This window comes from Marivirga salinae, assembly GCF_030503855.1.
GTDB classification, from domain to species: domain Bacteria; phylum Bacteroidota; class Bacteroidia; order Cytophagales; family Cyclobacteriaceae; genus Marivirga; species Marivirga salinarum.
Genome location: NZ_CP129971.1, coordinates 1,482,240 through 1,497,353, shown reverse-complemented (window position 1 = coordinate 1,497,353; position 15,114 = coordinate 1,482,240). Strand labels below are relative to the sequence as shown.

Annotated in this window: 10 protein-coding genes; 4 read left to right on the top strand and 6 right to left on the bottom strand. The window is 34.5% G+C overall.

From position 1 onward, the window contains the following. Window positions 1-66 precede the first annotated feature (66 nt). Genes QYS49_RS06390 through lpdA form a run of 3 tightly spaced genes read left to right on the top strand, consistent with a single transcriptional unit; the run spans window position 67 to window position 5,901 of the window. Window positions 67-2,799: a 2-oxoglutarate dehydrogenase E1 component gene (locus tag QYS49_RS06390; protein WP_308350886.1), complete on the top strand. Its 2,733-nt coding sequence runs from the start codon at window positions 67-69 to the stop codon at window positions 2,797-2,799. A gap of 28 nt (window positions 2,800-2,827) precedes the next feature. Further along, a complete protein-coding gene (gene odhB, locus QYS49_RS06385; protein ID WP_308350885.1) occupies window positions 2,828-4,438 on the top strand; it encodes a 2-oxoglutarate dehydrogenase complex dihydrolipoyllysine-residue succinyltransferase in 1,611 nt (536 codons plus the stop codon). A gap of 59 nt (window positions 4,439-4,497) precedes the next feature. Beyond that, window positions 4,498-5,901, top strand: a complete 1,404-nt coding sequence (gene lpdA, locus QYS49_RS06380; RefSeq protein ID WP_308350884.1) for a dihydrolipoyl dehydrogenase — start codon at window positions 4,498-4,500, stop codon at window positions 5,899-5,901. 86 nt (window positions 5,902-5,987) lie between these two features. Here the strand turns inward: lpdA and QYS49_RS06375 are convergent, their stop codons facing one another. From QYS49_RS06375 to QYS49_RS06350, 6 genes are all read right to left on the bottom strand, one after another. After that, entirely contained in the window at window positions 5,988-6,593 is a 606-nt protein-coding gene (locus QYS49_RS06375) for a YkgJ family cysteine cluster protein (protein WP_308350883.1), read from the bottom strand. Window positions 6,594-6,672: 79 nt separating this feature from the next. Then, window positions 6,673-7,932, bottom strand: coding sequence for a M16 family metallopeptidase (locus QYS49_RS06370; RefSeq protein WP_308350882.1), 1,260 nt, complete (start codon window positions 7,930-7,932; stop codon window positions 6,673-6,675). A gap of 45 nt (window positions 7,933-7,977) precedes the next feature. After that, a complete protein-coding gene (gene porV, locus QYS49_RS06365; protein ID WP_308350881.1) occupies window positions 7,978-9,153 on the bottom strand; it encodes a type IX secretion system outer membrane channel protein PorV in 1,176 nt (391 codons plus the stop codon). Between the two features lie 26 nt (window positions 9,154-9,179). Beyond that, the gene (gene porU, locus QYS49_RS06360) at window positions 9,180-12,557 is read right to left on the bottom strand and encodes a type IX secretion system sortase PorU (RefSeq protein ID WP_308350880.1); all 3,378 of its coding nucleotides are present in this window, start codon (window positions 12,555-12,557) and stop codon (window positions 9,180-9,182) included. Window positions 12,558-12,598: 41 nt separating this feature from the next. Continuing rightward, window positions 12,599-13,282, bottom strand: coding sequence for a CDP-diacylglycerol--serine O-phosphatidyltransferase (gene pssA / locus QYS49_RS06355; protein WP_308350879.1), 684 nt, complete (start codon window positions 13,280-13,282; stop codon window positions 12,599-12,601). Window positions 13,283-13,288: 6 nt separating this feature from the next. Beyond that, entirely contained in the window at window positions 13,289-13,933 is a 645-nt protein-coding gene (locus QYS49_RS06350) for an MBL fold metallo-hydrolase (protein WP_308350878.1), read from the bottom strand. 122 nt (window positions 13,934-14,055) lie between these two features. Between QYS49_RS06350 and QYS49_RS06345 the strand changes: the two genes are divergently transcribed. Continuing rightward, complete coding sequence (locus tag QYS49_RS06345; protein ID WP_308350877.1) at window positions 14,056-15,114, top strand: NAD(P)/FAD-dependent oxidoreductase; 1,059 nt, start codon at window positions 14,056-14,058, stop codon at window positions 15,112-15,114.

The following is a 15,114-nucleotide window of genomic DNA, read 5'->3' as shown; positions in this document are numbered from 1 at the left end:
TAGGCAATTTTTATAGTCTTTTAGAAGTGTTTATATTTGTTTATCGAAAAATAAAACAATTCCATAATGGATAAATACACATATATCGCCAATGCACATGGCAATTATATAGAGGAACTTTACCAGTCTTATAAAAACGACCCCCAATCTGTTGATGAATCATGGCAGAAATTCTTTGAAGGTTTTGAATTTTCTCAAAAGGATTTTGGAGGAAATGGAGAAGCTTCGGAACCCAGAGTATCTTCTAAAGAAACCCATGTTCGAAACTTGATCCAAGCATACAGAATGCGTGGTCATTTAAAATCAAAAACCAACCCTGTAAGAGACAGAAGACCTCATGATGCTAGAATTAGCTTAGAAGAATTTGGCCTTAAGCAGGAGGATTTAAAGGAAGAGTTTTCGATTGGTCAAGAAATTGGACTTGGAAAAGCTAGTCTAAAAAGTATCATTGAAGCTTTAGATAAAATCTACATTGGACCAATAGGATTTGAATACATGCATATTCGAGATCCGAAAATTGTGGATTGGTTTATTGATAAAGCAGAAAGTTCTAAAGGAGATTATCAGCCCAAATTAGATGAGAAAAAAAGAGTCCTTTCTAAATTAAATGAGGCGGTAGTTTTTGAAAATTTCCTCCACACAAAATTTTTAGGTCAGAAAAGGTTCTCCTTAGAGGGTGGTGAAAATACTATCCCTTTCCTAGACAAAGTAATTAATCGCTCTTCTGAATTAGGCACTAAAGAAGTAGTGATTGGAATGGCACATCGTGGTAGGTTAAATGTATTAGCCAATATCATGAATAAAACTTATGAACAGATTTTCTCTGAGTTTGAAGGCAGTACAGATCCTGATTTAACCATGGGTGATGGTGATGTAAAATATCATATGGGATACTCCAGCTATTTGGAAACATCCAATGGAAAAAAATCATATGTAAAATTAACGCCTAATCCTTCTCACTTAGAAGCGGTGAATTCTGTGGTATTAGGTTATACTAGAGCTCAAATTGATGATGAATACAGCGAAGATGTAAATGCTGCATTACCCATCTTAATTCATGGTGATGCCGCAGTAGCTGGACAAGGAATTGTATATGAAACCACTCAAATGTCACTATTAGAGGGTTATTCAACAGGTGGTACAATTCACTTTGTGATCAATAATCAAGTTGGTTTCACTACTGATTATGATGATGCTCGTTCTTCTATATATTGTACGGACATCGCCAAAATGATTGATGCTCCAGTATTACACGTTAATGGTGATGATGCTGAAGCAGTGAATTTCGCGGCAAATTTGGCAGTAGAATACAGACATAAATTTCATAAGGATATTTTTATAGATCTGCTTTGCTACAGAAGACATGGGCATAATGAGAGTGATGAACCAAAATTCACTCAACCTAAACTTTATAACAAAATAGCTAAGCACCCTAACCCTAGAGAGGTCTTCGTTAAAAAATTAACCGAAAGAGGTGACTTGGATAATGATTCTGTTAAAAAACTAGAGAAAGACTTCAAAAAGCAACTTCAAGACAGGTTGAATGAGGTAAAGCAAAAACCTTTACCTTATAAACCTCAAAAAATAGAGGAAGAGTGGGAACAACTAAGAAGATCAAAATCAGAAGATTTTCATGAGTCTCCTGACACCTCTATTTCACAGGAATTAGTGGATAAAATAGGAAAAGCTTTAACTTCCTTGCCAAAAGGGTTTAAGCCTTTAAAACAAATTGACAAACTTTTAAAAGAGCGCAAGAAAAATTTCTTTGATGAGAAAATGCTCAATTGGGCTGATGCCGAATTACTTTCTTATGGTTCTTTACTTTCAGATGGAAATATAGTTAGAATGTCAGGTCAGGATGTAAAAAGAGGCACTTTCTCTCACAGGCATTCCTATTTATTTGATGCTGAAACTAATGAGCCATATTGTAATCTGGACCATATAGATGAAAACCAGAAAGAGAAATTTAAAATCTTCAATTCATTATTATCAGAATTTGGGGTTTTAGGTTTTGAGTATGGATATGCCATGGCTACTCCAAATGCATTAGTAGTATGGGAAGCACAATTTGGTGATTTCGCCAACGGAGCTCAGGTTATGATTGATCAATTCATCACGTCTGCCGAAAGTAAGTGGCAAAGAATGAATGGTTTAGTAATGCTATTACCTCATGGATACGAAGGACAAGGACCTGAACACTCTAATGCCAGACCAGAAAGATTCCTTCAATTGGCTGCAGAAGAAAACTTAGTAGTGACTAATATTACGACTCCGGCAAACTTATTCCATATGTTTAGAAGACAAGTAAAATGGGAATTCAGAAAGCCTTTGGTCCAATTCGCACCTAAATCATTATTACGTCATCCAAAAGTAATTTCTCCAATTAAAGAATTTACTGAAGGTAAATTCAGGGAAATTTATGAAGATGATTACGTAACCAACAAAAATGTAAAAAGAGTATTGCTATGTACTGGTAAAGTTTATTACGATTTATTGGAAAAACAGCAAGCTGATGAAAGAAAGGATGTTGCCATAATCAGAATTGAGCAACTACATCCATTCCCAATGAATCAAATAGATAAAGCCTTGAAGAAATTTAAAGACCCTGAAATTTTCTGGGTTCAAGAAGAACCTTCAAATATGGGATATTGGACTTATATGTTGAGAACCATTGCTAATAAAGCAGGTTTGCAATTGATATCACGAAAATCAAGTGCATCACCGGCAACGGGTTATGCCAAAGTACATAAAGCAGAACAAGAAGCATTAGTTGAAAAAGCTTTTGACACAAAGAAATAAAATTTTTTAAGACAGAATTCAGAGAAACATGAGTTTAGAAATAAAAGTACCGGAAGTAGGCGAATCAATCACTGAAGTGACCATTGCCTCATGGTTAAAAAAAGATGGTGATTTTGTTGAACAAGACGAAATCATCGCAGAACTGGAATCAGATAAGGCAACATTTGAATTACCTGCTGAGGTTTCCGGTGTATTAAAAATTAAAGCTCAAGAAGACGATACCGTAGAAGTTGGTGCAGTCATTTGTGAAATAGATGAAGATGCCAAAAGCAGTGAATCTAAATCAGAAGGCAAAGCTGAAGATAAAAAAGAAGAGAAGAAGGAAGATAAATCTGAGCCAAAAGAGGAAAAGAAAGAAAGTTCATCTTCCGGCAGCGGACCTAAAAAAACTGGTGAAGTTCATGAAATGGTGGTTCCTACAGTGGGTGAATCCATCACAGAAGTCACTATAAGCTCTTGGCTAAAATCAGATGGCGATTATGTAGAAATGGATGAGATTATTGCTGAAGTGGAATCGGACAAAGCAACTTTTGAATTACCTGCTGAAGCTAATGGCTTTTTACAAATTGTTGCTCAGGAAGATGATACAATAGAAATAGGAGCCACTATTTGTAAAATTGAAGTGGCAGAAGGCGGTGCTCCAAGCGAATCATCCTCTTCTGATAAGAGTTCTTCGAAAAGTGATTCAAGTTCTGAATCAAAAGAAGATGGAAAAGAAACTTATGCTACTGGACATGCTTCTCCCGCAGCTGCAAAAATCCTTAAAGAAAAAGGAATTGATGCTTCAAATGTAAAAGGAAGCGGAAAAGACGGTAGAATTACCAAAGAGGATGCTGAAAATGCTGAGAAGCAATCAGCTAAATCTTCAGAAAAAGAAAGCAAACCATCTGATTCAGGCATAGAAACTGAAAAATTACCATCTCCAGATGCAAGCGGTAATCGTGAGCAGCGAAAAGAGAAAATGTCAAGCTTGCGTAAAACAGTAGCCAAAAGATTGGTGAGCGTGAAAAATGAAACGGCTATGTTGACCACTTTCAACGAAGTGGACATGGGGCCTATCATGGAGATCCGTAAAAAATACAAAGAGCAATTTAAAGAAAAGTATGAAGTTGGATTAGGCTTTATGTCATTCTTTACAAAAGCTTGTACTTTAGCACTAAAAGAATTTCCTGCTGTAAATGCTCAAATAGATGGAAATGAAATGGTTTATAGTGACTATGTAGATATGTCTATTGCCGTTTCTTCTCCAAAAGGTTTGGTCGTTCCTGTTATCAGAAATGCTGAAAAACTTTCCTTTAATGAAGTGGAAGGAGAAGTAATCAGATTAGCTAAAAAAGCCAGAGATGGTAAATTGAGCATAGATGAAATGACTGGAGGAACTTTCACTATCACCAATGGTGGTATATTTGGTTCTATGTTATCAACTCCTATAATTAACGCACCACAATCTGCTATTTTAGGTATGCACAATATAGTGGAGCGCCCGATGGCAGTCAATGGCGAGGTTAAAATCAAGCCAATTATGTATGTTGCTCTTAGCTATGACCACAGAATTATTGATGGTAAAGAATCCGTTAGCTTCTTGGTTAGGGTGAAAGAATTGTTGGAAGATCCGACTAGGTTACTTTTAGGCATTTAAATAATTAAACAAATTGATGCACTGTATTATTGGTGCTATAATTCATAAATATTAAAAAAATGAGCAAGTATGATGTTACGGTAATTGGTTCTGGCCCTGGTGGATATGTGGCAGCAATTCGTTGTGCACAACTGGGAATGAAAACCGCTATAATTGAAAAATACGATACGCTTGGTGGAACTTGCCTTAATGTAGGCTGTATTCCTTCAAAAGCTTTATTGGATTCATCAGAACATTATCATAATGCAGAAACTACTTTTAAAGAGCATGGAATAAACCTTAGCAATTTAAAAGTGGACATTAAGCAAATGATTAACCGCAAAGCAGATGTGGTGAAGCAAAATGTTGAGGGCATTGCTTATTTGATGAAGAAAAATAAGATTGATGTTCACACTGGTGTAGGTTCTTTCAAGGACAAAAACACAGTAGTAGTTACTAAATCTGACGGTAAAAAAGAAGAGCTTAGCACTGATAAGGTAATAATTGCTACAGGTTCAAAGCCAGTTGAATTACCATTTGCAAAATTTGATAAGAAAAGAGTGATCAGTAGCACTGAAGCTTTAGAATTAAAAGAAGTACCAAAGAATTTAATTTTAATAGGTGGTGGCGTTATTGGACTTGAATTAGGTTCTGTTTATAAAAGAATTGGTTCAGAGGTAACTGTGATTGAATTTATGGACAGCCTTATCCCAACCATGGATAGCACTATGGGCAAGGAAATGAAAAAGAGCATGAAAAAGCTCGGCATGGACTTGAAGCTGAAGCATAAAGTGACCAAGGTTGAAAATAAAGGTAAAGAAGTAGAAGTTACTTTTGAAACGGATAAAGGCAAAGAAGAAACCATCAAAGGTGATTATTGCTTAGTAGCCGTTGGAAGAAAGCCTTATACGGAAGGCTTAAACTTAGAAGCTGCTGGACTAAAAGCTGATGATAAAGGCAGAATATCGGTTGATGATAACCTAAAAACTGAGGTTGATAATATATATGCTATCGGAGATGTGGTAAGAGGTGCTATGCTAGCTCACAAAGCCGAGGAAGAAGGTGTTTTTGTAGCAGAAACTATGGCAGGACAAAAACCACACATCCACTACAAATTGATTCCGAATGTGGTGTACACTTGGCCAGAAGTAGCAGGAGTAGGTCACACTGAAGAGGAATTAAAAGAGAAAGGAACGGAATACAAAACCGGATCATTCCCTTACAAAGCTTTAGGTAGAGCTAGAGCAAGTGGTGACATGGAAGGATTGGTAAAAGTAATTGCTGATAAAAAGACGGATGAGATTTTAGGTATCCATATCATAGGAGCCAGAGCAGCTGATATGATTGCAGCTGGTGTTACGGCAATGGAATATCGTGCCTCTGCTGAGGATGTTTCTCGTATGTCTCATGCACATCCAACTTATATGGAGGCAGTGAAAGAAGCTTGCTTAGCAGCAACTGACAATAGACCTATTCATATGTAATTTAGAGACTAGACTCTAAATACTCAACAAAAAACAAAACCCGAAAGATTACTCTTTCGGGTTTTTGTTTTCATAATCCAAATATTTTAAGCCACCCCTTCCCTAACAGGAAAAGCTCTGTAAGCATAATATTGCATTACCGCTTCTAGAGCTGCTTGAATAGCTTCATTAATAGGCAGCATATCTTTTGCCAATCGGAAATCTATTTGCATTAACTTTTGGTAATAATCAGAAAATACTGGAACTGTAGAATTTGATTTTAGCATTTCCACAGCTTTCTCGTAGTTCTCCACTTGATTTTCCTTGATTAATTTACAGGTGACCATTCGAAGTTGACCATATTTATCCTTTCCAGCACCATATCCGAAAAGTCTACATATCAACCCTCTGTATTGATACTCGCCACAATGTCCATGATTTTGATCGACAACAGAAAGCGGTTGATAGACCATGCAGTTAAGAGATTGATTTTTTTCTAACTTTTGTAGCATTTCATCTGCTTTGCCCTCGGAAAACCAGTGGAATGCTAAAGGAAGAAACTCAAGTGGTGAGGCTTCAATATCGGTTTTATTACAACATTTACCGCAACCAGAAAAACAATAAATACCTGATTCTTTTCTGAATTCAGCTATCTCATTATCAAGGCGTTTGAATAACTTTTCAACCGCTAAAACTTTATGTTTGATTGTCATATTTAGGGTGCAAATGTAATTTGAATAATGATCATTCAATCCAATTTGCTCATAAATATTTTGAATGAAAGGATTATGATTAAGCTACTTTCACCACACAGTACTTCTCAGAGAAATATTTTTTACTGATTTCCAAAATGCGATCAGCTGTGATATTACGGATGCTATTAACATAGGCATCGAAATAGTCTAAATAATCAGCTCCCTCAGAAAGTTTTACTTTATAATTTTCTGACTGATGAAATACAGTATCTAGACTGCTAGCAATTTTACCTAGCATATAGTTTTTTATCGTTTCAATTTCTTCCTCAGGAACAGGATTGGTCTTTAATTCCTCCATTTCCTTATAAACTTCAGCTACAGTATCTTCAATGTGTTCAATTTTCACATCTGCTCCGATAACATGATAATCCAAATGTTTATAATTTATTAAAACCGAATAAATGCCATAAGTATAACCCTTATCCTCTCTTATGTTTTTCATTAAACGAGAGCCGAAATAGCCACCGAAAATTTCATTTGCAATGGATAAGTCATAATAATCAGGATGAGTACGTGGGATAGTAATAGCTCCCATTCTGATAGAAGCCTGAACTGAACCTTCTCGCTTAATTAAATCATCCTCTATAATCGGAGATAATTTACTTTCATAATCAGAATCAAGACTTGAGAATTCTAGCATAACAAAATGCTCTTCAATATAATTAAAAACATCTTCATCAAAATCTCCTGCTACTATTATTTCAGGCTGCAATGCAAAATATTGATTAAAATAATTCTCAATATCGTCCTTAGTAATATTATTTAAATGATCTTCTTCTAAAGTGGTGGAATATGGAGTTCCGTTTAAAAGTTTTTTTCTAAGGCTTTTAGTGGCAATAAGAGCATTTTTTTGATTATTCACTCTAATTTTCTGCAATAGTTGAAGTTTAATTTTCTCAAAATCTTCAGCGTCAAATAGAGGTTCGGTAATGGCACTTTTCAATACTGGCAATAGCAAATTAACATGCTCTTTCAGGCACAGCAGGCTAACTGTGGTATAATCATAGTCAACAGATACATCTAAATGCGCACCATAATGATCTAATAGTTCTTGGAGCTCACTACCCGGATAGCTCTTAGTACCTTCAACCATGACTTTAGCACAAATTAAAGATTGACCTGGTTTTTCATCGTTTACCTTTCCAGCGGCAAAAAGAACATCAATTTTTAAAACTGGGTTAGTGTCATCCTGTATAATATGAACAGACAACCCATTGGACAATTCCTTAATTTCGGGTTTAGTCAATGCCAAATCTTTTAAAATAAAGGAATCAGGAGCTACTTGTCTATTGAGCATATTATAGATTATAATTTAATAAAGTAAAAAATAGTATTAGCCGTTTTATTCAGTTACAGAAGCTTTTGCAATCCCCATATCTTCAAACTTAAATACTGCTGTAAACCTAAGCGTTTCGGCCAGAGGATTGTTTTGAGTTGTAGGAATTAAATAAGAAAAATCAAGGCCTAAAACTTGATAGCGGAATCCCACACCAGCCGTAAAATACTGTCGACCACCTTTGGTGAAATGTTCATAAAAATATCCAGTTCTTACAGCAAATACATTATTGTAGGTGTATTCAATACCAGATGAAATGGAGATTTCTCTCATCTCTTCTTGAAATCCACCAGGAGCATCACTAAAGGATCCAAACATTCCTTCTAACAAAGTGGCATTTGTCGTATCTCCTTCAATAGGTGTTGGCACCATCAATTTATTAAAATCCAATGCTATGGTTAGTTTGTTGTAAGCATCCAAGGATGTGGTAAATGCTGTACCAATTTTCATATTTATTGGAAGGAATTGCTCGTTATCATCTCCACTGTAAGAAACTTTATTAGAAATATTGGCAATTTGTAATCCAGAAGAAAACTCCGAATCACGACCACTAAATAAAAGCTCTTTAGTATAAAAAACACCTAAATCAACCCCCAAGGCTGTAGCAGGGCTAGGGCTAGAAGTGTTATTATTTGTATAATTACCGAATAAATTGGAACGAACAAATTTACCTGTAAGTGAGGCACTTAAATTATCACTTAATTTTCTTGAATAAGCGGCAGAAATTGAAAAATCTTTAGGTGAGAAATCTGTTCCTGTACTACCATCATCAGTAAAGAATATGTTTCCTAAATCAAAGTATTTCATAGATATACCTACCACCTGTTCTTTGGTTATTTTGTAATATCCACTTAGATATGAGATCGACATATCATCCACATTTATACTTCTAAGCCATGGAGAATAAGAAATCGAAGCTCCTATTTCATTTTCTACAAAAGCTAAACGTGCTGCATTCCATTGCATAGCATTAGCATCAGCTGAAAGCGCTACTCCCACATCTCCCATACCGGCTGAGCGTGAATCAGGAGAGATTAATAGAAATGGCATAGCGGTAGTAATTACGTTTCTTTCGGCATCTTGCCCTGAAACTGTTGTGGATGGAGGACTACTTATTTGTCCTATTGCTGCGCTAGAAAAAAACGTTATAGCGGTAATAAATATTAATTTTGCTGCTCGCATTTTATCTTGGTTTACTTCAAATATACTTAATTGATTACAATTAGCTTTTTAAATTGGTCAGTTTTTGCATTATCTTCTACAGAACGTAGAAATACCCTGACAAAATATATTCCAGGTGAAAGTTTTCTTCCATTACTATCTTTTAAATTCCAAACATCCTGTCGAAAGTCGTCATTTGTCTGATAGCTGTGCGAATATATTAATTGTCCTTGATTATTTAGTATTTGATAACTGAATTCTACATTCTCATTTTTTCTATTTTGTCTTAACCTGAAATTTACTTCTTCAGAAGCCGGATTTGGAAACATAGTGAAATTCAAAATTGAAATTTGATTGTTCCCAACCACTTCAAAATCTATTGTTGATTTTGACATATTGTTAAATACATCAAGCGCAGTAACAGTTAAATAATGATTACCCTCTGACAAATTTGAAATACTATAACTTAAGGATCCTTCCTGATATGAATCAAGATTATAATAGAAGAAATCATTAAGCTTAACTTCACTATTCCCATCGATAGATAGCGTAATACCAGGATTGATGCTACTATTGGCTATACTTATTCCATGTTCATCAAATAAATCAATTATCAACTCCACATTACTGCCCGTTTTTCCTCCATTTACGAAAGCTCGATCATTTAAAAATATATCTATATCAGGTCCAACATTGTCTTGATTGGTCATTAGGTTACTCCCGCCTATCAGAAAATGATCATTAAATCCACTGGCATCTTCCAAACTTCCCTCCTGCTTAGCATATAAACTAAATTTTCCATTATCTATTGCATAATTAATCTCTTTAGGGACATAAAAAGTGAAATCAAAATCTCCATTATTTACAGTGGATTTTCCTCTGTATAATACTTGATTATAAGTCAAGAATTCAAATTCGTTTTCGGCAGGATCAATTGTATTACTTTCTACTGGCTTATCATAAAGTTCAGCTGTTAATTCTCCTATGAAGTTAGTTAACTTTTGTCCTGAGGAATTCTCTACAATTCCACTAACTGTAATTTTAGCCATACTATTTAAAGTATCGGTGTTTCCATTTTCATTGACAACTTCTTCAATTCTAAGATTATTTTTAGGTTCTGCCAATGTTACTGCAGGATCACCCAAAAGAATGAAATTTCTATTCTTCACGCCTACTATCCCTGAATTTTTAGTATTTCTTATAATATCTCCCAGCTTTTGAGGGCTTCCTCCCTCCGACTTAAAGACATTTGCAAAAAAGGCTTGATTGAGAGTGGCATTTGAGCTTGATTCAACAGGACGAGAAGTCGTGAGCAATGCTATGGCACCTCCGTCCTTCTTTAATAACATTTCTTGAGCACCAGAAACTACATTAGGATTATCAAATCTTCCGTATTCACAAGTGGCTGTAACGAATAATGGCAATCGATCTAAATTATTCCAATCATCAACCATACTCTTATTCAGTATTGCTTCATTCGTCCAGCTATTTTCCGAACCATGACCAATATAATTTACTATCAAAGCCCCTTTATCTACCATATTATTAATGGCTTCTCGCATTTTAGGAGATCGTTGAGTACTTGCAAAAACTTCTTGTTCGTAGGCACCTAAATAGAGTTTGTTGATATTGTAAAAACCGAAATTATCAATTACATATTCGCTTAATACTTCAGAATCTCTATGATGTAAATTTCCATCTTCATCATCAGCAATGAAATATAAATCATTTCTCCATTTATCAAATACTTGAGGACTGCTCTCATAATGAATGATTTTCTGGATTACATCCCTAGCTTCATTTACTGATTTTGCTGTAATCCTGCCTATTCCTATATCAACATCATCAATATTATTAGATTCCTCCTCCCAAATACCTTCAGTTGCTTCCATAAAACCGTAAAAATCATCAGAAGCATAAGTGAATACCGGATGCAATGAGTTTCTAGATTGATAAACAGGAACCAAATTAGTATTATCGGTTACTCTATCTTTATAGTCGTATGAAGAGGCACCCAACATTAAGACATATTTCAATTTATCAGGATTCTTCTGATAAAAATATCTTATGTAGTTTCTAATAGCTGAGACATCTCTTCTTCCTGAACCAAATTCATTAAAAATCTTACTCACTGGGGCTACTTCAACAGCATAGCCATTGTGACTTCTTCTGAAATCAGCTAATTTAGTCGCCTCTTGAGCAAAATTATCATGAGCGATTATCAGATAATCGGGACTATTGTTATTCTTTAAACTTTGAGAGTTAATTTCTCTAACGAAAGACAACTCAAATGCTGTAGATTTCTCAAAAACCACAAATTTTCTTTCCTTCAATTCAGTTGATTGAGAAAAAATATAGCTCTGATTATCAACATTTAATTCTTTATAATTCATCAAATCAGTTACATCCCAAACTGAATGAGAAGAATTCAAGCCTTCAAATTTCAATTGATAAACACCATTATTCTGAAAATTTTTATTTCTTATGACAATCTGCTTATCATGGAGAGTTAGCTTTTCTGGCACAGTAAGAAAGAGATAATCTAAATATCCATCAGATCTGCCTGAACCTAAAGCTTCATGGGAAATTTGAACGTTCATCTCGCTACCAGATAAAAGTGATGTTGTGATAGTAGAATGGTTTTTTACAATTTCTCCTTTCTTTCTATAAGGAAAAATGGTAAAATCAGAAACGGTGGGCAATGCTTCAGAAGCTAAGTCAAATTCATTTAATCTGATATTCAAATTAGCTGAGTTATAGGTTTGCGCCATATATTGTGTGGTAAGCGCAATTTCTCTGGATTGTGACAATTCATTTGACAATTCAAATGAAAAGTCCTGAGTTTTATTCACGCTAAATGATTCGCCAAACCATTTTCTTCCTGATCTTAAAATATTGGTTTTATCTATTTCATGGAAATAAATTGCATCATACCAATCAATAATTAAATCCGCTTGAGCTTCGTTTGAATCCAATATTTCTATTGGACTTGTATCAGTTGCATTAAAATCTATAAAAAAATATAAAGAATCGCTGTATAGATTATTGCTATATTGATAGTTATCTTCTTCAAAATCAAAATTAATATTTCGAACTGCATCAGCATAAAAATATACTACTTCATCTGATTCAAAAATGCTATTTTGGTTTGCTTCAATTTTTACTGGAATTGCTTGAGGATCAAAAGGATAATCCACTGCATTGGATTGCGGAATATGGCCACCAGGCATACCATAAACTTGAATTTGGTTTGGATCAATTTCTTGCGCATTTAAACCAGTAGACTCAATAAAAGTCAAATCAATTTTATGAACTCCCTCCTTTAAAGTAGCAACTTTAATAAGCCCTTCTTTTTCTAAAACAGATTGGCTGCTTAAGTTATGAAGAACAGAAATGGTCAATATTAAACTTAGAAAGAATTTCATCAATTATTTTAAATCACTGGCTTAACAGCTTTTTGATAGCATTAAATTCTAGGAAATAAAGTAAACTTAATCATTGATAATAAAATGTAAAGCAGAATAACGACAGGTATGGCAGAAAATTGAAATATACTGATTAAAATAATGGCCATAATGATAGTGAGATACCTGAAAATATTCTCTTTTATACTAAAATTTTTAAATTTCAACGCTATCATTGGAAGTTCAGCGACTAATAATAGTGAAAAAACAACTGAAATAGTAAGTAAAGCAGGCGTTTCAAATAAAAATCCTAGCATTTCAACATCCATTAAAAAAAACAGAAATCCCAAAAACAAGGCATTCGCTGGTGTAGGTAAACCTATAAACTCTTCTGATTGGCGTGTATCTATATTAAATTTCGCTAATCTAAAAGCAGAAAATACAGCAATTAGAAAAGCAGTGAAACTCAAAATACCCGCATCATTCATTTGCAAGAATTGGAATAAAACATAAGAGGGCAAAAAGCCAAAAGTCACCATATCAGCCAAGGAATCTAATTGTTTCCCTATTTCAGAATGAACTTTGAGCAACCGGGCAAGCATGCCATCCAAAAAATCAAATACAGCTGCTAAAACAATGCAAAAAGCCACCCATTCAAATTCAAATTGGCTAGCAAAATAAACTCCCACAGCACCTGTGAAAAGATTTGCGGCAGTAATGATATTTGGAATATTCTTTTTTATCATCTTAGTTTATTTTATAGCGCAAAATGGATTTGTAGCTTTTTCTTTTCCCAATGTCGTTTCAGGGCCATGTCCACAATATACTTTAACATCATCATGATATTTGAACAATTTATTTTGGATGCTGCTGATCAAGGTATCATGATCGCCACCAGGAAGATCTGTTCTTCCAATGCTTCCATCAAACAATACATCTCCACCTATAAAAACTTTTTCCTTTTCATTCATAAAACCAATATGACCTGGAGCATGCCCTGGCAAGAATAAAACTTCAAATTCAATATCACCGATTTTATGAATATCGCCTTCTTTTAAAAAGTGATCGGGTTGGCTAGGTTGATAATTTGCAAAACCATAAGCAGCTGAATAACTAGGAACGGCTTCTAAAATTGGTAAGTCCTTTTCGTGCATATATAATTCCACTCCAAACTTATCTTTCACAAAAGCATTGCCTAAAACATGGTCAATATGACAATGAGTATTAATTAATTGCTGAACATTTAGCCCTTCAGATTTAATAAAATTCACCAACTCATCTTGCTCGTAACCCTCATAACATCCTGGATCAATAATTGCGGCATTTTTACTGTCATCATACACCACATAGGTATTTTCCATAAAAGGATTAAAAACAAATTGCTTTATGTTTATCATATCATTAAAGTTTGATGCAAATTTGCTGAAATTAAAACTGTTTGCCTAAAATAAGGATTATTAAATATTGGTTTAGAGTTATCTACCATTCAAAACTTAAATAGAAAAGTAAGAATTAATTTATGAAAGTTGATTTTATCATTGTAGGGCATGGACTGGCTTCGGTTGCTGTGGTTGAACACCTCCGGAAACACAATTCTTCTTTTGTAGTTTTCTCAGATGAAAACCCCAATTCCAGTTCTAAAGTGGCAGCAGGATTATACAATCCCGTTACAGGTAGAAAAATGAAACAAACTTGGCTGGCTGATCAACTTTTTCCCTACTTAGAAGAATTTTACGGTGATTTAGAAAAATCGCTCAATGCTGAATTTCTACATAAAAAAGCGATCTACAGACCTTTCCTATCCTTAGAAGATCAAAATGATTGGATGGCAAAACAGAACACCGATAATTATTTCATCAAAAAGACTTTCACCCAATCGCAGTATCCTAAATTTATTGCAGATGATTTCGGTGGTCTTTTACTTAATCGAAGTGGATTTTTAGATGTAAAAGAAATGCTTGATCAGCATAAAGAAAAACTAATTGAAGATGGGCAATTTATTAATGAGAAATTGGAATATGAGAAGCTAGAAGTGAAAGAAAATCAAATATTTTATAATGATATTGAAAGTGAAAAGATCATTTTTTGCGATGGGCCTTTAAGCCATAATCCATTTTTTGATTGGCTTCCAACTGCGCCCGTAAAAGGAGAAATACTTCATATAAAAATGGGAGAAACCTTACCAGAAGATGTGATTTTCAATAGAGGAGTCTTTTTAGTTAAAAATCCTCAACATGATTATTATAGAGTAGGCGCCACCTATGAGTGGAAAAACCTTGATTATGAGCCAACTGAAAAAGCTAAAAAGCAATTGACAGATAAACTCGATGATTTACTTAACGTTAATTACACCATTGTGGATCAAGTTGCGGGTATTCGGCCTGCCTCAAAAGATAGACGGCCTTTAATAGGGAACCATCCTGAAAGAAAGAATGTATTTATTTTCAATGGTTTGGGCACAAAAGGCGTATCATTAGCACCTTATTTTGCATGTCAATTTGTGAATTCAATATTTAATTTAGAAAAATTGAACGATGAAGTAAACATAAACCGTTATTATCCATTATATTCAAGTTAG